Source organism: Gillisella vitis (assembly GCF_001541345.2).
Classification (GTDB): Bacteria; Pseudomonadota; Alphaproteobacteria; order Rhizobiales; family Rhizobiaceae; genus Allorhizobium; species Allorhizobium vitis.
In genome coordinates this window covers 1116921-1134217 of record NZ_LMVL02000001.1, presented here as the reverse complement: position 1 = coordinate 1134217, position 17297 = coordinate 1116921, and the positions used below count along the sequence as shown (strand labels likewise).

Below are 17297 nucleotides of genomic sequence, written 5' to 3'. Positions count from 1 at the left end.
CGAAAATCCCACCCAAGTTCTCTGTGTAAAGAGAATGTTCAGCATTGGCGCCATTTCCCAGTTCTTTCCAGCCACTCTTGCGTTCTTTTTTCCGGATTTTCGTGTCGGGTGATGTCAGTCACGACGGCCGCACTGTCTGCATCATGAGAAAAAACATCATCAAGCCTCTCTGCGGTGACCCCGCCGATCGCGACAAGAGGAATGTCGCCGATGGTGGCTTTCCAGGTCGAGAGCTTCGGCAACCCTTGCGGCGCCCATTTCATCTGTTTCAACACCGTCGGCCAGACCGGACCGAGCGCGACATAATCCGGCTTGGCGTCAAGCGCCGTTTCAAGCTCCGCCTCGTCATGGGTCGAGACGCCCAGCCGCGCATGCGCTGCCCGGATTGCGGAGACATTTGCCTCTGCAAGATCTTCCTGACCAAGGTGGATGAAATCACAGCCCTCATCGAGAGCGATCTGCCAATAATCGTTAATGATCAACTGGCAGTCATGGGCTTGGCATACGGCTTTTGCGGCTCGGATGTGAGAGCGCAAATCGCTTTCGGCAACATCCTTCATACGCAACTGCACCAGTTTCACGCCAAGAGGGATCAAACGCTCGATCCAGTCGGCGCTGTCGACAATCAGGTAAAATGGATCAAGCTTCATGCAAAAACTCCCCTGCCGATAATCGGCGTCGATGGAACGGCCATGTCTCTTGGTTCCAGCAGCCCAGCGAGATAGCCGCCGAGACCAGCGTCAATGGCGTTTGCGAAGGCTTCGGCCATGGCGGCTGGGTCCGCAGCGGCGGCCACAGCTGTATTCAGCAGTACGGCGTCGAAGCCCAGTTCCATCACCGTGGCTGCATGAGATGGCCGACCGATACCAGCATCAACGATCAACGGAATGTCTGAAAACTCGGCCCGCATGGCGCGGAGACCGGGGATATTTTGCGGTCCCATGGCACTGCCGATCGGTGCGCACCACGGCATCAACACCTTGCAGCCAGCGCTCAAGAGATGCTCACCGACCACCAGATCCTCAGTGGTATAGGGAAAGACTTCGAAACCATCGTCCGTCAGGATGCGAGCGGCCTCGACCAATTGAAACACATCCGGTTGCAGAGTGTCCTGGTGGCCGATCAGTTCCAGCTTAACCCAGTTGGTGCGAAACACCTCCCGCGCCATTTTCGCCGTCAGCACCGCTTCCTTGACGCTGTGGCATCCGGCGGTATTCGGCAGAACCCGCACGCCCAATTCCCGGATGATGTCGAAGAAGGCGCCGCCCGCTTTGCCACCGGCGGTTTCCCGACGTAGGGAGACGGTGACGATCTCGGTTTTAGAGCGACGCACGGCCTCGGCGAGAATGGCGGGCGACGGATAGCGGGCCGTGCCGAGCAGCAGGCGAGAGGAAAGGTCTGTTCCGTAGAGTGTCAGCATGTCAGCCTCCCTGCATTGGTGAGAGAATTTCAATTCTGTCACCATCGTTCAAAGCGCAATCCTGTCGGTCTTCGGCGTGGACGAGATCGCCGTTGATCGCTGTCGCCAGCCATTCGCCCTCATAGTCCAATTGCTTGAGAAGCGTTAAAAGAGTGGGGGCGGAGCAGTCCAAATGCTCCCCATTGACGATCAGTTTCATCGGGTCGCCCTCCGGGTGGTTTGGTTTGATGTCGCGTGCTCTATCCGGTCCGCCGCCTGCCGGGCCATGGCGGGAGACAGCAGGAAGCCATGACGGTGCATTCCGGCAATCGCCAAACCATCTGGTGTCTCGACAATGCGCGGCAGATTATCGGCAAAGGCCGGGCGAATACCGACGCCAGCCTCGATCAGCCGCGCCTCGCCAAAAGCCGGGTTCAACGTATAAGCGGCATTCAGGAATTCCATGAGAGACCGGGCGCTGATCGGCCCGTCATCCCGTGCCTCTATCATGGTGGCGCCGACCATGAAGCAATTGTTGTCGCGTGGCACGATGTAGATCGGATGGCGCGGATGCAGCAGGCGGATGGGGCGGCTGAGGCTTATATCTGGTGTTTGCAGATAGATCATTTCGCCGCGCACCCCGCGCAGGTCCTCAATCGTATCGATGGCGGCAGCACCGGTGCAATCGACGATGCTGTCAAAGCCGTTGGTATCAGGCTCGAAATCCGGCCCGAGAAAGAAAGAGACGCCCTGCTGCACCAACACCTGATAAAGACCGTCCAATGCCTTGCGTGGATCGAGATGGGCTTCATCCGCGAAAAACAGGCCCTTGCGAAAACGCCCGGCCAAATCCGGCTCCAATGCGGCGATGCCATCGGCGTCCAGCCATTGGTAGCCACGCGTGCGGCTGGCAAAGCGGTTCAGATCCTGGATATCGCGGTTCGGGGTCAGCACCAGCGTCCCCTTGCGCGTGACGGAGCCAGGCAAAGCCTTTTCCCACCAATCCGCCGAGGCCAGGCCAAGCGTCAGAACCTGCTTTTCGGCGGCTTCCCGCTCACAATAGGGCGCAAGCATGCCACCTGCATAGTGAGAAGCCCCCTGCCCCACGGAGGTTTTGATGTCGCACACCGCGACATTGATACCGCGGTGAACAAGTTCAAACGCCAATGTGAGGCCGGCAACGCCGGCCCCCTTGATCAGAATGGACATGTCATTCTCCCGCCGACGGTTTCTCCTCATCGGAGACCGGCATGTAGAGATCGCCGCCATCGCGATATTTGGCCGCCATGGCTTCAAGCCCCTCTTTCTGGGCTTCGGCGCGAATATCGTGGGAAATCCGCATCGAACAGAATTTCGGGCCGCACATCGAGCAGAAATGCGCAACCTTATGGGCTTCCTTTGGCAGGGTTTCGTCGTGAAAGGACCGGGCTGTGTCGGGGTCGAGCGACAGATTGAACTGGTCTTCCCAGCGGAATTCGAAACGGGCACGCGACAGCGCATCGTCGCGGACCTGGGCTGCCGGATGGCCCTTGGCAAGGTCGGCGGCATGAGCCGCGATCTTGTAGGTGATGACGCCTGTCTTGACGTCATTGCGATCCGGCAGGCCCAGATGCTCTTTGGGTGTGACGTAGCAGAGCATGGCCGTACCGTACCAGCCGATCATCGCCGCCCCGATGCCCGACGTGATATGATCGTAACCGGGAGCGATGTCGGTGGTCAGCGGACCGAGCGTGTAGAAGGGTGCCTCGCCGCAGGTCTTCAACTGCTTGTCCATATTCTCTTTGATCTTATGCATCGGCACGTGGCCGGGGCCTTCGATCATCACCTGGCAATCTTTCGCCCAGGCGATTTTTGTCAGTTCGCCCAGCGTTTCCAGTTCAGCGAATTGTGCGGCATCATTGGCATCGGCAATCGAGCCGGGGCGAAGGCCGTCACCAAGCGAGAACGACACGTCATAAGCCCGGCAGATATCGCAGATCTCATCGAAATGCTCGTAGAGGAAGCTCTCCTTGTGATGATGCAGACACCATTTGGCCATGATCGAGCCGCCGCGCGAGACAATGCCGGTAACCCGGTTGACGGTGAGGTGGATATAGGAGAGGCGCACTCCGGCATGGATGGTGAAATAATCCACCCCCTGCTCGGCCTGTTCGATCAATGTGTCGCGGAACACGTCCCAGGTGAGGTTTTCGGCAATGCCATGCACCTTTTCCAGCGCCTGATAGAGCGGCACCGTACCGATCGGCACCGGGGAATTGCGGATGATCCAGTCGCGGATATTGTGAATGTTGCGCCCGGTGGAAAGGTCCATCACCGTATCGGCGCCCCAGCGGATCGCCCAGACCATTTTTTCCACTTCCTCGGCCATGGAGGAGGTGACGGCGGAATTGCCGATATTGGCGTTGATCTTCACCAGGAAATTCCGACCGATAATCATCGGCTCGGCTTCCGGGTGGTTGATATTGGCCGGGATGATGGCGCGGCCCATGGCCACTTCCTGACGGACAAATTCTGGTGTGACGTAATCCGGGATGGATGCGCCAAAGCTTTCGCCATCGCGGATCAAAGCGTCCTGGGCAGCTTTGCGGCCAATATTCTCGCGGATGGCAATAAACTCCATCTCCGGGGTGATGATGCCAGCGCGGGCATAGGCAAGCTGGGTTACGGCTTTGCCGGGTTTTGCCCTCAAGGGCGCATTGCGCACCGGAAATTCCGGCGTCAGTTTTTCGCCGGTCGCAAAGCCATTATCCTCCGGCTTGACGTGGCGTCCGGCATAGGACTCGACATCACCGCGTGCGACCACCCATTCGGCGCGAATGCGCGGCAAGCCTGCATCGATGGCAATGGTGGCGTTTGGATCGGTATAGGGGCCGGAACTGTCATAGACATTGACCGGCGGCTCGCCCGAGGTGGGGTGCAGCGTGATCTGGCGCATAGGCACGCGGATCTGCGGGTGGATCTCTCCGGCAATATGGACCTTGGCGGAGGCGGGAAGTGTCCCGGTGGTGACTTCGGGGGTCGGAAACTGTGGGGCGATATTCATTTTTGAGGCTCCAAGTGTTCAGGTTGGAGACCCAGTCATGACAGCCGGAATGATGGAAAGACGCCTTACCACCCCATAACGGGCCAACCCAATACGGGCCATGGTTTTGCAGCGCTTGCACCGTCCCTACGCCAGTATGAACTGGATCAGGTTCAACGGGTCACCGCGCTGCTGTTATGCGTAGCGGAATCTCAGCCCCTTGCGGGACACCCCTGGTGAATGCCTTTAGAATAGCTGGGTTCGCTCCGGCGTCAATGGTTAATGTACGTCAAGCGCCCCAGGTGCGCTCCAGCACCGAAATCCAGTTGCCATGGCAGATCTTGGCAATCGAGGTTGCATCATACCCTCGTGCTTCCAGCCCCGTGACGATCAGTTGCAGGCCCGTTGCATCCTTCAGGGCGTCTGGAACGGTGGTGCCGTCGAAGTCTGAGCCGAGCGCCACATGATCGATGCCCATGCGCGTCACCATATAATCGATATGGTCGATGAGCACTTCCAGCGGTGTATCGAGATTGCGCTGGCCGTCTTCGCGCAGGAAAATCACCCCGAAATTGATGCCCACCAGTCCGCCACTGTCACGGATGGCATCCAACTGCTTGTCTGTCAGGTTGCGGCTATGGGGGCAAAGCGCGTGGGCGTTGGAATGGGAGGCCACAAGCGGCGCCTTGGAAAGACCGGCGATATCCCAGAAGCCCTGTTCATTCATATGAGAGAGATCGACCATGATCTTCAGCTCATTGCACGCACGGATCAGGTCCCTCCCCTCATGTGTCAGACCGGGGCCGATATCCGGGGAGGATGGAAAGCGGAAGGGCACGCCATGAGCAAAGATATTCGGTCGGCTCCAGACGGGACCCAGCGAGCGGAGCCCCGCTTGATGCAACACATAAAGTGCATCGAGATCGGCAGCGATGGCCTCGACGCCTTCGATGTGGAAAACTGCCGCAAAGATTTCATTGGCTAGGCAATGCCTGATATCGGCGGCACTGTGGCAGACCTTGACGCGACCAGCCGAATTCGCCTCGATTTCCAACAGCAGCCGGGCCATGGCCAGCGTCTCATTCAGCGCTTCCGGTTGGGAAGGGGCCTGAAAATCCCCAGCGTCATTGGGTTTGAAGCTTGGTGAGGGAATGAACACGGCACAAAGTCCACCGGCCAGTCCCCCTTGGCGCGCCTTGGGCAAATCAATATGCCCGGCCTCGCCGCCCTGCAAAAAATCCCTGTAGGGATGAGGACGGCCAGAGCGGCGCAGCCGCAGCAGCACATCGTTATGGCCATCGAAAACGGGAACGGTCTGTGTCATCGCTCTATCCTTACACACCATACAAATGCATCCGGACATGCCGACGCATCCTTGCATTGAAGATTCGTGAATATCCAAATGCATCAAAGGCTTGACATATTTGGCTTTCAAATGCCACCCATTGAAACCGATGTCAGACGCTATTGTCATCGGTAGTCGGCTTCAAAGTGTATTGCCATCCAACCACTATGGAAGTGGCAAATGACAACGCTATCATTGTCGCGGATATTTCGGCGGTAAAAAATTGAATGGAACAGATGTTAAACTGGAAAGACGCCGAACGGGCCGCCAATGCCGCTCTTGAACCTTGGACGCAGGATGGACCCGGCGGGGCAGTGATCGGCTTTGACCGGGACAGTATCCGGTTTGGGATCAGCGGTGGTGTTGAAAACCTGAGCACGGGCGCGTCCTTTACCCCGGATAGTGTCATTCGCTATGCCTCGGTCACCAAACATGCCTTTTGTACGCTGGTTCTGTCTCATCCGGACCTTATCCGCCTTGACGACCGGTTGGGTGCGCATCTGCCGGAACTGCAAGAGCCATTGGCCAGTGTCACCGTCGGCTGCGCTCTGGATATGAGCGGCGGCTTACCGGATACCCGTGAAGCGTTGAGCCTGCTTGGGTTGTCGGTCTATTCGGAAACCCGAAGCGGGCCGCTGCTGGATTTTCTCAGCCGACAGACCCGGCTGAACTTTGCCCCAGGTTCCGAAGTTTCCTATTCCAATACCGGCTACCGGTTGGTGGAAGCAGCGCTTGAGCGCAAGGGCATTTATTTCCGCGATTATATCCAGCGTACCGGCGCCGAAACCGGTGCGGTTTTCGATGCGCCAGAGGGTTGGAACGATGTCATTGCCGGGCTTGCACCGGGCTATTGGCATGATGGCCAGAAATGGCAGCTTTCCGCAGCTGGTCTGCATATTTCCGCCTCGGGCAGCATGACGGGCAGCGCCCGCTCGCTTGCCCTATGGCTGCAAGCCCTGCTGAAGGGAGAAGGCGCGCTGGCCGGGCGGCTCAAAACCATGGCCGCTCCGCGCCCGCTCGCCGATGGCAGGCCAAGCGGTTACGGGCTGGGACTGGCCCGCACACGGTTAGGCGAGAAGGACTTTGTTGGTCATGGTGGCTCGCATCCGGGCTACAAGACCTATTTTCTGCTCGATCCTGAAACCGGCGCTGGTTTCGTCGTCGTTTCCAACCGGGAAGACACCAACGGTGCCAAAGTCGCCCAGTCGGCAATGATCGCGCTGTTCGGCCTGCCCCTGCCAAATTTGTCGAGGGCGCTTCGTGACGGGCTTTACGTGGAAGACAGCGGCCCGAACTGGATTGAGGTGAAGGCAAGCAGCATCATTGCACTCGATGCCGAAGACGCTGCCTATGATGACGGCGATGGCTGGGTTTCCTCGCGGTCTTCCACCTCACCGCTGCGGCTGAAAATGCAGGGAGACGACATTATCGGCGAAGTCGGCCATGGGCCGCGCCATTACCGACCGGCCAAGGACAATGGTGTTTCGCCGTCGCTTTCCGGCACCTGGCTTTCATCGGAAGGCGCCCGGTTTGAAATCAATGGCTCCATGCTGACGATGGGCATCGGCCCAACCCGCCAGTCCATGCCGTTGCAAGCGCTGGGGGGCGGACGCTACCTCTTCACGCTTCACGATGGTCCCTGGACCAAGCGGATCTGCCTGAACATGCTCAGTGAAAACCGCCTGGAACTGGTTCTGGCCCGCGCCCGGATGATTGAGTATCAACGGGTGGGTTAGGTTCGATTAAATCGCCGTCCTGCGCGCATTTTCCACATACAGCGCCCGCAGCCGCGTCACGATCGGGCCGGGCTTGCCATCGCCGACCGGCTTGCCGTCGATGCTGGTGATCGGCACGATGAAATTCGAGGCGCTGGTCAATGCCGCTTCGCGGGCCGCCAGTGCTTCCTCGACGCTGAACGGGCGCTCTTCGATAACAAGCCCATTTTCCTTTGCCAATTGCAACAGCGCCAGCCGGGTGCAGCCGGGCAATGTTGCATTGCTATTGGCGCGGGTGATGATCTTGTCATCGGCGGTGACGATATAGGCCGTCGAGGACGCGCCCTCGGTCACGAAACCGCCTTCCACCATCCAGGCTTCGTCACATCCTTCGGCCTTGGCGGCGCGCTTGGCCAGAACCTGCGGCAGAAGGCAGACGCTTTTGATGTCGCGCCGCGCCCAGCGCTGGTCCGTAACGGTTTTGACCTTCAGGCCTTTTTCCATGACGCTGGCAACGTAGAGCGATTTCGACTGGGTAAACAACAGCAAGGTCGGAGTGAGATCTTCGGAATAGAGGAAATTACGGTCCTCTGCGCCTCTTGTATATTGCAGATAGATCATCCCTTCCTTCAAGCCGTTCTCGGCAATCAACCGCCGCTCGATCTCGACGATTTCATCGGTCGATACCGGCAGATGCCCACCGATTTCGCCAACGCTGCGCTCCAATCGGGCCATGTGCAGGGCACTGTCAACCAGCTTGCCGTCCAGCACGGCGGTCACTTCATAGATGCCGTCACCAAACAGAAAGCCACGGTCGAAAATCGAGATATGAGCTTCGTTTTCGGCCAGAAAGGCGCCATTAAGATAGACGGTGCGAAGGGCGGGATTGGACATGCAAACTCCTGTCATGCGGAAAAACGTCAGAGACGACGGATCGTGTCGAGAGAAATGGAGGAAACAACGGTCGGCTTTCCCGTTGCGGCATTCACGCCGGTCATGGAAACGGCCATGGTCAATGAAGTGAGGATCGCCTCCTCGGTTGACTCGATCACAGCCTCGAAAAGCGGCGAAACAACGTCATTGGAGAGCTGTTCGACGCTCATCATCGCCTTTCGGCGGGCTGGCGTGCGCCGAACCGACTCTGCCGTCGAAAAGGCCAGTGCGTAATCACCCGAACCATTGCTGAGCGCGGCACCGGTGCGGGCAAACCCGCCAAAGCAGCGTTCCGCCAAGCGGGTCAGATTGCGCGGGCAAAGCGGCGCATCGGTCGCCACGATAATGACGATGGAGCCATCCTTGTCGTGAACCGCATCGGAGCGATAGGGCTTGCCCGCAACGATGAGATGGCCGCCATAGTTGGACTGCACGAGAACACCGAGTGTATATCGGGCATTGCCGATCTCAACCAGCCGCGAGCTGGTGCCGATGCCGCCTTTCAGCCCGAAAGCCACGGTTCCCGTGCCGGCACCGACAGCCCCCTCCTCCACCGGACCGGTCGTTGCCGCCGCAATCGCCGCGCCAATCTCCGTGACATCGGGACGGGCAGCGCGGATATCATTGAGGCGGCTGTCATTGGTCTCTCCGACCACGGCGTTGAGCGAGTTGACGCGCTCGTTACCCTTCTGGGCCAGCGTATAAAGATTGATCGCCTCGATGGCGCGCCCGACCGCAAGCGTGTTGGTTAGCACAATCGGGGTCTCGATCTCACCAAGCTCGACGATTTGGGTGCTGCCAGCAAATTTGCCGTAACCATTTAAAACAGCAAAACCGGCAGGCACCTTGTCCTGAAACAGATTGCCGCCATGCGGAAGGATCGCGGTGACACCGGTTCGCGTCCGCTCCCCCTCGATCAGCGTCATATGACCAACCGAAACGCCTGTCACATCGGTAATGGCGTTGAGCGGTCCGGCGGGATAATGGCCGACCGGGCCGCCAAGCTCCCTGAACCGCGCACGCGAATTTTCCGTCACATCCTGCTCCGCCAATCGTCAAATCGGCGGCACACTACGCCCGGGCCTGACAAATATCACGGCAAATCTAGGGATATCCACGATGTTCCCGAAAGGCTTGAAGATGCTTTATGCATCCTCGCCTTGAATACATTGCAAATCTCTCAAATGCAGCCGTGGCTTGAGGGATTTGCAAAAGGAAAACGAGCAGCCATCTTCAATGACTGATCGTTCACGGCTTGGTCGCCGAATCCCAATGCTCGTCCGCCTTACCATCCACAAAACGCCAGCTGTCGAACCAGGTGGTGGTATAGGTCTTGGTCGAGTCTTTGGGGTCTTTCAGTTCGCGGGGAAAAGCAACGGTGACGATGTCACCTTCTGCAACAACGGAAACCACCTTGGTCTGCATCTTTTCCGGGATCGGCGAAGGCGTGACTTTACGCACCTTGGTGAAATAGTCGATCACGCCCTGACGGCCCGATGCAGCATTGGGATTGTGCTGAATGTAGCGCTCGGTCAGATAGAGATCGGCACGGTCCCAGTGATTGGCCTCCAGCAGTTCCTTCAGGATTTTATAGGTCGCCTGCTTGTTGCGGTTCAGCACCGGATCAGGGCTGGTAAACAGCGCTTCTGCATTGTCAACGCCACGAACCGGCTCCTGCGCAAAAACACCTGAGGCGAGGCTGAGCGACAGCGCAACGATGGAAAGAAAGATTTTCATGGCCAATCCCGTCAGTGAATGATGGACGCTTTGAGATCACACGCCAGCGCCCCATGCAAGACGGCAGTTATCCGACCCATAGAAACAAAAAGGACACCAGCCCTTTCAATCCTTCTCGTGCCGTAGCTCCGCCAGGATCTCAGCCGTATGCTCTCCCAGGCGCGGTGCGCGGCGTTCGGTCTCCAGCACTGCCTGCGAAAAGACAATGGGCGTTCGGATGCCTGGCACGCCATCCGGGGTGATTTTCATCTGCCGGAAGGCAAATTGCGGATCGGCAAACAGGTCCGCCACCGTGTTGATCGGCCCAGCCGGAACGGTCGCCGCCTCCAGTCGTGCCAAAAGATCGTCGCGCTCGAATTGTCGGGTCTTGTCTTCCATCACAGTGGTCAGTTGACCGCGATGGGCGACACGGGCGGCATTGGTGGAAAATTCAGGTGTTGTCGCCAGCTCAGAAAGGCCCAGCACACCACACAGCCGGATAAATTGGCCATCGTTACCGCAAGCAATGATGATATGGCCGTCGGCAACCGGAAAGGTCTGGTAGGGAGCAATATTGGGATGGTTATTGCCCATGCGCTTCGGCACGATGCCGGACGCCGCGTAATTCATCGCCTGATTGGCCAATACCGCCGACATGCAATCGAACAGAGCCATGTCGATGAACTGACCGCGCCCGGTCTGAAGGCGTTGGGCAAGCGCCGCCTGGATGGCGATCACACCATAAAGCCCGGTGAAGATATCGGCAAAGGCAACGCCGATCTTCTGAGGCGCACCATCCGGCTCTCCGGTCAGGTCCATGATGCCGCTCATGCCCTGGATCATGAAATCATATCCGGCACGTTGCGCATAAGGCCCGTCCTGGCCAAAGCCGGTGACAGAGCAATAGACCAGCTTCGGATTAAGGTCTTTCAGGCTGTCGTAATCGAGGCCATATTTGGCAAGACCGCCAACCTTGAAATTCTCGATCACCACATCGGCGGACGCAATCAGATCGCGAAGGGTTTGGATATCTTCGGCCCGGGTAAAATCCGCCGTGATCGACCGTTTACCGCGGTTGCAGGCGTGGAAATAGGCAGCGGCCTTTTCGACACCGTCATCGATGAAAGGCGGTCCCCAGCTACGGGTATCGTCGCCTTGCGGGCTTTCCACCTTGATCACATCGGCGCCGAGGTCGGCCAGCGTCTGGCCGATCCAGGGACCGGCCAGAATCCGGGCCAGTTCAATGACCTTCAATCCCGACAGTGGCGCATTCGACATCGATCCGCCCTCAGAAAAACGCCTGGATGCCGGTCTGGGCGCGGCCCAGGATCAGCGCATGGACATCATGGGTGCCTTCATAGGTATTGACCGTTTCCAGGTTCTGCGAATGCCGCATCACATGATATTCGATCTGGATACCGTTGCCGCCGTGCATGTCGCGGGCCATACGGGCAATATCCAGCGCCTTGCCACAATTGTTACGCTTGATAAGGGAAATCATCTCCGGCGCATGCTTGTGCTCATCCATCAACCGTCCAACCCGCAGGGATGCCTGCAAGCCCAGCGCGATTTCGGTCTGCATATCGGCGAGCTTCTTTTGATAGAGCTGCATCCCGGCCAGCGGCTTGCCGAACTGATGGCGGTCGAGACCATATTGACGCGCGCGAACCCAGCAATCCTCGGCAGCACCCATGACGCCCCAGGAAATACCATAGCGCGCCCGGTTCAGGCAGCCGAACGGGCCTTTCAACCCACTGACGCCAGGCAGCAAGGCATCCTCACCAACCTCAACACCGTCCATGACGATCTCGCCGGTAATCGACGCACGTAGCGACAGCTTGCCGCCAATCTTCGGGGCGGACAGCCCCTTCATGCCCTTTTCCAGCACAAAGCCGCGAATGGCACCATCATGCGCCTCGGATTTCGCCCAGACCACGAACACGTCGGCGATTGGCGCGTTGGAAATCCACATTTTCGAGCCGCGCAGCCGATAACCACCCTCGATCTTTTCGGCTCTGGTTTTCATGCCGCCGGGATCGGAGCCTGCATCGGGTTCGGTCAGGCCGAAGCAGCCAATCAGCTCACCGGATACCAGGCCCGGCAGATATTTGTCTTTCTGTTCTTCCGAGCCATAGGCAAAGATCGGATGGATCACCAGCGAGGACTGAACGCTCATCATCGACCGGAAGCCGGAATCCACCCGCTCCACTTCGCGCGCCACAAGCCCGTAGCTAACGTAATTGGCACCCGCTGCGCCGTATTTTTCCGGCAGGGTCACACCCAGCAAGCCCGCCTTGCCCATCAGTGGGAACAGTCCACGCTCGGTCGTTTCGTTGAGATACATGTCCTCAACGCGGGGGCTCAGTTCCGCCTTGGCAAAGGCCGCCGCCGCATCGCGGATCATCCGCTCTTCTTCGCTCAACTGGTCTTCCAGCAGAAAGGGATCGTCCCACACAAAGCTCATGGCATCCTCGCTCAAAAATTCTTAAACCAATCTCGGAGATCGGACCGGATTCGCAAAACAATGTTTACGAAACGGGATATGAGTTATAATCATATCCGATGAAGCTCATTCAACGCCGCTTGCTGCCATCCACCAGCGCCCTGGTCACCATGGATTCCGTGGCGAGGCTGGGTAGTTTTTCTGCTGCCGCCAGCGAGCTAAACCTGACGCAGGGCGCGATCAGCCGGCAGATCCAGACGCTGGAAGAGCAATTGGGAACGCAACTTTTCCTGCGCAACGGTCGCGGCGTGGTCCCGACGCCGCGTGGGGAGAATTTTCACCGCGCCATCCAGGCAGCGCTCTCTCTCATTCAGGACGCCTCTCTGGAGGCCATGACCGGCTCGCAAGGCAATGCCCTGAATATCGCCATTCTTCCGACCTTTGGAACACGTTGGCTGTTGCCGCGCATTTCCAGCTTTGTCGCCGCCCATCCGCATATCAACCTGAATTTTGCGACCCGCATCGGCGTATTTGATTTCGATACCGAACAATTGGATGCCGCAATCCATATCGGCAAGCCGAACTGGCCGCGTGCCACCTGTACCTTCCTGATGGATGAGACGGTTGCTCCGGTGTGTAGCCCGGCCTTTCTAGCCAGCCACCACATCAAAGCGGACAGCGATCTGGCCGACCTGCCGCTGATCCAGATGAAGTCGAGACCGCTGGCCTGGGACCATTGGTTTGACAGTCTCGGCATCACAGCTACGCCGCGCGCCGCCATGAGTTTCGAGCAATTCATGAATGTGGCCCAAGCCTGCATTGCCGGGCTTGGCGTTGCGCTGATGCCGCTATTTCTGATCGGGCCGGAATTGGAAAGCGGTCAGCTTGTCCTGGCATCGCAGCACCGCGTCAACAGCCAGAGCAATTATTATCTCGTATCACCGGATAACCGTTCAGCATCAAAACCACTGGCGGCATTTTCGCAATGGCTTCTGCAAGAGGTCAAGGCATTCACAGACGGAGAGCCAGCTTAACGCCCCCTCCTTTTCACCCGCCATTGACCAGCGCCAGAATAAGCTGCTGGATTGGCCCGCCCGGCGCCATTTCGGATTGCTCGAAAATCCGGTCCCGCTCACGCTTCCGGTCGGAAATTTCTCCCAGGCGCTTTGTCAGTTCCGTGCGGATCTTCTTGCAGTCGGGATCATCCGGCACGGTCAAGCCGATGCTTGCCGCCTCGATCGCCTTGACCATGTCCTTGATGTTTTGACCATGGACACGCTCGTGTGTCTCAATCCCGGCGATAAATTTCGCCCAGTTTTCCCGAACCGGACTGACGAGAGGCTGGGACGGACGGGGCAGCGTATAGATAACAGTCAATTTGGGAACGGCCGTCTCCAGAACGCAAGCGCTGCCATGCGGTACATATTTGCGTGTCCATGTCAGCTTGAATGTGGTATGAGCAATGACATGTATCCGTTTGTCAGTACCGATAACCGGGCCTTTTTCTCCGATGGATTGATAGAGTTGCGGCCCGCTCTGCCCAGAAACGGGGTAAGTCGCAATCTGCTCGACCGCTTGCCAGTCTGCAAATGCTGTATTTGCGACATTTAAAAAAAGCCATGCCATAACGCCAATAGCCATTTTCTCCGAGCGGAATACACCCGATAGGTTGTTACTGCCAAAAAAGCGGTCAAGCATGGTTGTTCATGATCCTGTGACAAGGGCTCGTTACTCAAACAATAGTGAGGTTTATTTTCCTGCCTCAAACACACCTGTGAAAGCAAGTGGTTTTTTGCCAGAAAATACTCTAACTCATTGAAATAAAAGAAATGTCATGATTTCGCCATAATGTAATGTTCTGTATTAGGCGTGGGTGACGCATAACTCCTATCCATCGAATCGTGCTGTTTAGCAGCATTCGCCAGGAGACTTCAGTGATGCAGACAATTGAATCGAACCCGCAGGACCTCGAATCCATCGCTCGCAAAGGTAGTGCCTTTCGACGCATGGCTGTGCGAATTCCGACATATATTGCCGACGTGAAGGAAAACCCTGCCTGGCTGCCAATGTTTATGCTGGCCAGAACCATGCCGGGTCGACAGTTGCATTGGCTGACGGCGCGCAAACACAAACCGGGCTCCAATACCCAACCCAGCATGTTCAAGGCAGACAGCGGTTCCGCCACGCTTGCCTTGCGAAAGGACGGAATTTTCACCGGCCTGCAATTACCAAGCGACATCCATGAATCCATTCATGATCATGCGCTGAAAACGCCCTGCTTCGGCAACTTCGACCGGCGACTGGAATTCAAGGCAGGCGATCATGCCGAAGCCGAGAAGACATTCGGACGCCCAATCCTGAGCGGTCACCTGTTCGAGCGGACATTGAATTGCGAAGCGGCTGTCGCCATTCAAAGAGATCCGTTGTTGATCGATATCGCCAAAAACTATCTCGGCGGCCAGGCACAGCTGATCACAACCCGTCTCTGGTGGAGCTTTCCCACCGCCGCCACCGAAAAAGACCGCAGCATGGCCTCGCTCGACAAGTTTCATTTCGACCTCGACGACTGGCGCATGTTGAAATTCTTCTTCAATATCAATAGCGTCGATGAGGGGACGGGGCCGCATATCTACGTCAAGGGTAGCCATCGCCGCCGTCGGCTGAAACACCAGTTAACGCTGCTTGTCGGACACCCAGCCGAAGAAGTGCTTGACTATTACGGCAAAGACAGCGCTATCACGCTGACTGGGCCGGCGGGATCGGGCTTTGTCGAAGACCCGTTCGGCTTCCATATGGGTACGGTGCCAACGGCTAAGCCACGCTTGATGATGGAGGTCGGCTTCGGCGTTTCCAAACCATCAAAGCGCCGCTTCCACGGGGAACCGATCCTGCGCTGAAGGCTGCCATTAATAGTCCACGCGACATCAATCCGCAGGCCATTCTTAATCCGCAGGACAAGGCCAATCGGACGGATTGGTCAGGCCTGCGGGAAGCTTGGTCTTTGCATCGCCGCAGGCAAGGTTGACCTGGTCCTGTTTCAGCCCTTTGGCTGTGGACAGGTCCACACCTTCAATGCGGGTCCGAAACAGGAATGCGTCCTCAAAATCGACGCCACCATCCAGCCGCGCCAAATTGAAACTGGCGCGGGACAGATTTGCCAATGTAAACTTGGCGCCCATCAGGATGGATTTTTCGAAATTAACCCGGCTGAGTTCCGCCTTGGTAAAATCTGCGCCCGCAAGATTGGCGCCGCCCAAATTGACGCGTTGCATTTCGGCAGAGACAAAACTGGCGTCCACTCCAGACATTGCAGACATCTCGGCGCGATAGGATTCGATACGGTCGAACTTCGCACCATCAGCATTGGCGCCAGCGAAAGAGGCGCGGATCAATGTCGCCTTTTCCAGATCGGCCGCCTGCAAACTGGAATTGCTCAAATCGGTAAAACTCAAGTCCGCATCATAGAGATTGGCCCCGCGAAGGTCGCTGCCGCCCAGCATCAACTGCCGCTTTCGGCATTCTGACCAATCGACCTTGCTGGCCGGGCCGCTTCGGCAATCAGCGGCCTGGGCAATGTTCGTTCCGAGCATAGAGACGACAACGAGAGAGAACAGGCAGGACGCAAGCCTGGCAGTGTTTTTGATATCCTGGAACAAAGCGAATTGCATAGATCTCGTCCAACCTCACCTTTTGGCCATGCACAGCAATCGACCGCGCGGTCACCATGCATTCCCCCACTGCATAATTCCTTAAATCCCACCTGATGTCAGGAGAAAATCATGCAGCAATTTAACGTGCTATAGCCCTTTGTTTTTACGCAACTTGTTTTTGCGCCTCTCCAGCGCCATTCACATATGGAAAGGATAGAGGCGTCAAGTCTGCGATCAACCTATCTAACCAGACCTTGCTTGGTTACCCAAGGAGTCTCTGCTTAAATCGCTCTATACCGGCGCGATTTTTCTCCAAAATCGTTGATCGCGGTCCTAAAAACCTGCTTCATCAAGAAAATCATCACCCAGACAGATTGTCATGCTCACAAATCAGGCCGGGCGACGGTCGTTTCGGACACCTTGTCAGGTTCATTGGTGTGCAATGCAATTGTCAAGTATTTCGCAGTGCGGTAAGCCTGATCCGTGACCCATAGCGACCTGACCATTCTTGTCATCGATGAAAATGCCATCCGCGCCTCGATTATCGAGGAAGGGCTGCGGGAGGCAGGACATCTGCATGTCACCGTGATCAACGAGGTCCAGGGTATCGCCCGCAGCATCGAAACGCTGGCTCCAGATGTGATCATCATCGACCTGGAAAGCCCCAATCGCGATATGCTGGAGCATCTGTTTCAACTGAGCCGCAGTGTCAGCCGACCGATTGCGATGTTTGTTGACCGCGCCGATACGGAATCGATTGCCGCTGCCGTCGATGCCGGGGTCTCCGCCTATATCGTCGATGGGTTGCGCAAGGAACGCGTCAAGCCGATCCTCGACATGGCCGTTATCCGGTTCCGGGCCTTTGAGCGATTGCAGCGCGAATTGACGGAAGCCCGCACGGCGCTGGAAGAGCGCAAGGTAATCGAACGTGCCAAGGGTATCTTGATGAAAATGCGCGGCCTTTCGGAAGAAGAGGCTTTCGCCCTGCTGCGGCAAAGCGCCATGAACGAGAAAAAGAAAATGGTGGAGATCGCTCAAAGCGTTGTCACCGCCGCCAGCCTTTTGATGTGAGGA

17 protein-coding genes and 1 riboswitch are annotated in these 17297 nt (G+C 57.3%); of the genes, 4 read left to right on the top strand and 13 right to left on the bottom strand.

What is annotated here, in order from left to right; translation table 11 throughout:
• Positions 1-38: 38 nt before the first annotated feature.
• From ASB66_RS04780 to ASB66_RS04755, 6 genes are all read right to left on the bottom strand, one after another.
• Positions 39-650, bottom strand: a complete 612-nt coding sequence (locus ASB66_RS04780; RefSeq protein WP_060717157.1) for a thiamine phosphate synthase — start codon at positions 648-650, stop codon at positions 39-41.
• A complete protein-coding gene (locus ASB66_RS04775; RefSeq protein WP_060717156.1) occupies positions 647-1420 on the bottom strand; it encodes a thiazole synthase in 774 nt (257 codons plus the stop codon). The genes ASB66_RS04780 and ASB66_RS04775 overlap by 4 nt, the downstream gene beginning before the upstream one ends.
• A 1-nt stretch (position 1421) precedes the next feature.
• The gene (gene thiS, locus ASB66_RS04770) at positions 1422-1619 is read right to left on the bottom strand and encodes a sulfur carrier protein ThiS (RefSeq protein WP_060717155.1); all 198 of its coding nucleotides are present in this window, start codon (positions 1617-1619) and stop codon (positions 1422-1424) included.
• A complete protein-coding gene (gene thiO / locus ASB66_RS04765; protein WP_060717154.1) occupies positions 1616-2608 on the bottom strand; it encodes a glycine oxidase ThiO in 993 nt (330 codons plus the stop codon). Before thiO ends, thiS begins: the two co-directional genes overlap by 4 nt.
• Position 2609: 1 nt before the next feature.
• Positions 2610-4442 (bottom strand): phosphomethylpyrimidine synthase ThiC, encoded by a 1833-nt coding sequence (thiC, locus tag ASB66_RS04760; RefSeq protein WP_060717153.1) that lies wholly within the window; start codon positions 4440-4442, stop codon positions 2610-2612.
• A gap of 105 nt (positions 4443-4547) precedes the next feature.
• Positions 4548-4666, bottom strand: a riboswitch (TPP riboswitch).
• Positions 4667-4710: 44 nt separating this feature from the next.
• Positions 4711-5745, bottom strand: a complete 1035-nt coding sequence (locus ASB66_RS04755) for a dipeptidase (protein ID WP_060717152.1) — start codon at positions 5743-5745, stop codon at positions 4711-4713.
• Between the two features lie 248 nt (positions 5746-5993).
• On the opposite strand from ASB66_RS04755, the gene ASB66_RS04750 reads away from it, so the two are divergent.
• Positions 5994-7502: a serine hydrolase domain-containing protein gene (locus ASB66_RS04750; protein ID WP_060717151.1), complete on the top strand. Its 1509-nt coding sequence runs from the start codon at positions 5994-5996 to the stop codon at positions 7500-7502.
• A 6-nt stretch (positions 7503-7508) separates the two neighbouring features.
• Here the strand turns inward: ASB66_RS04750 and ASB66_RS04745 are convergent, their stop codons facing one another.
• The 5 genes from ASB66_RS04745 to ASB66_RS04725 form a co-directional block, all read right to left on the bottom strand.
• Positions 7509-8375 (bottom strand): D-amino-acid transaminase, encoded by an 867-nt coding sequence (locus ASB66_RS04745; protein ID WP_060717150.1) that lies wholly within the window; start codon positions 8373-8375, stop codon positions 7509-7511.
• Between the two features lie 26 nt (positions 8376-8401).
• A complete protein-coding gene (locus ASB66_RS04740; RefSeq protein ID WP_060717168.1) occupies positions 8402-9451 on the bottom strand; it encodes a P1 family peptidase in 1050 nt (349 codons plus the stop codon).
• Positions 9452-9662: 211 nt separating this feature from the next.
• Complete coding sequence (locus ASB66_RS04735; protein ID WP_060717149.1) at positions 9663-10151, bottom strand: nuclear transport factor 2 family protein; 489 nt, start codon at positions 10149-10151, stop codon at positions 9663-9665.
• A 105-nt stretch (positions 10152-10256) separates the two neighbouring features.
• A complete protein-coding gene (locus ASB66_RS04730; protein ID WP_060717148.1) occupies positions 10257-11408 on the bottom strand; it encodes a CaiB/BaiF CoA transferase family protein in 1152 nt (383 codons plus the stop codon).
• A gap of 10 nt (positions 11409-11418) precedes the next feature.
• Complete coding sequence (locus ASB66_RS04725) at positions 11419-12594, bottom strand: acyl-CoA dehydrogenase (protein WP_060717147.1); 1176 nt, start codon at positions 12592-12594, stop codon at positions 11419-11421.
• A gap of 98 nt (positions 12595-12692) precedes the next feature.
• Between ASB66_RS04725 and ASB66_RS04720 the strand changes: the two genes are divergently transcribed.
• Positions 12693-13607, top strand: coding sequence for a LysR family transcriptional regulator (locus ASB66_RS04720; RefSeq protein ID WP_060717146.1), 915 nt, complete (start codon positions 12693-12695; stop codon positions 13605-13607).
• A 13-nt stretch (positions 13608-13620) separates the two neighbouring features.
• On the opposite strand, the gene ASB66_RS04715 is transcribed toward ASB66_RS04720, so the two are convergent.
• Positions 13621-14214, bottom strand: coding sequence for a DUF922 domain-containing Zn-dependent protease (locus ASB66_RS04715; RefSeq protein ID WP_171431111.1), 594 nt, complete (start codon positions 14212-14214; stop codon positions 13621-13623).
• Positions 14215-14510: 296 nt separating this feature from the next.
• Here ASB66_RS04715 and ASB66_RS04710 point away from each other — a divergent pair, with 296 nt between their 5' ends.
• Positions 14511-15470, top strand: coding sequence for a phytanoyl-CoA dioxygenase family protein (locus ASB66_RS04710; RefSeq protein WP_060717145.1), 960 nt, complete (start codon positions 14511-14513; stop codon positions 15468-15470).
• A gap of 45 nt (positions 15471-15515) precedes the next feature.
• Here ASB66_RS04710 and ASB66_RS04705 read toward each other — a convergent pair whose 3' ends face one another.
• Positions 15516-16241 (bottom strand): pentapeptide repeat-containing protein, encoded by a 726-nt coding sequence (locus tag ASB66_RS04705; protein WP_060717144.1) that lies wholly within the window; start codon positions 16239-16241, stop codon positions 15516-15518.
• Between the two features lie 465 nt (positions 16242-16706).
• Between ASB66_RS04705 and ASB66_RS04700 the strand changes: the two genes are divergently transcribed.
• The gene (locus ASB66_RS04700) at positions 16707-17294 is read left to right on the top strand and encodes an ANTAR domain-containing response regulator (protein WP_060717143.1); all 588 of its coding nucleotides are present in this window, start codon (positions 16707-16709) and stop codon (positions 17292-17294) included.
• Positions 17295-17297 lie beyond the last annotated feature (3 nt).

Bases quoted from the DNA above. Each gene is read 5' to 3' on its own strand.
- thiO (WP_060717154.1), bottom strand. From the start codon at position 2,608: ATGTCCATTCTGATCAAGGGGGCCGGCGTTGCCGGCCTCACATTGGCG.
- ASB66_RS04710 (WP_060717145.1), top strand. From the start codon at position 14,511: ATGCAGACAATTGAATCGAACCCGCAGGACCTCGAATCCATCGCTCGC.
- ASB66_RS04715 (WP_171431111.1), bottom strand. From the start codon at position 14,214: ATGGCTATTGGCGTTATGGCATGGCTTTTTTTAAATGTCGCAAATACA.
- ASB66_RS04750 (WP_060717151.1), top strand. From the start codon at position 5,994: ATGGAACAGATGTTAAACTGGAAAGACGCCGAACGGGCCGCCAATGCC.
- ASB66_RS04780 (WP_060717157.1), bottom strand. From the start codon at position 650: ATGAAGCTTGATCCATTTTACCTGATTGTCGACAGCGCCGACTGGATC.
- thiS (WP_060717155.1), bottom strand. From the start codon at position 1,619: ATGAAACTGATCGTCAATGGGGAGCATTTGGACTGCTCCGCCCCCACT.
- ASB66_RS04705 (WP_060717144.1), bottom strand. From the start codon at position 16,241: ATGCAATTCGCTTTGTTCCAGGATATCAAAAACACTGCCAGGCTTGCG.
- ASB66_RS04730 (WP_060717148.1), bottom strand. From the start codon at position 11,408: ATGTCGAATGCGCCACTGTCGGGATTGAAGGTCATTGAACTGGCCCGG.
- ASB66_RS04775 (WP_060717156.1), bottom strand. From the start codon at position 1,420: ATGCTGACACTCTACGGAACAGACCTTTCCTCTCGCCTGCTGCTCGGC.
- ASB66_RS04745 (WP_060717150.1), bottom strand. From the start codon at position 8,375: ATGTCCAATCCCGCCCTTCGCACCGTCTATCTTAATGGCGCCTTTCTG.
- ASB66_RS04725 (WP_060717147.1), bottom strand. From the start codon at position 12,594: ATGAGCTTTGTGTGGGACGATCCCTTTCTGCTGGAAGACCAGTTGAGC.
- ASB66_RS04720 (WP_060717146.1), top strand. From the start codon at position 12,693: ATGAAGCTCATTCAACGCCGCTTGCTGCCATCCACCAGCGCCCTGGTC.
- ASB66_RS04755 (WP_060717152.1), bottom strand. From the start codon at position 5,745: ATGACACAGACCGTTCCCGTTTTCGATGGCCATAACGATGTGCTGCTG.
- ASB66_RS04735 (WP_060717149.1), bottom strand. From the start codon at position 10,151: ATGAAAATCTTTCTTTCCATCGTTGCGCTGTCGCTCAGCCTCGCCTCA.
- thiC (WP_060717153.1), bottom strand. From the start codon at position 4,442: ATGAATATCGCCCCACAGTTTCCGACCCCCGAAGTCACCACCGGGACA.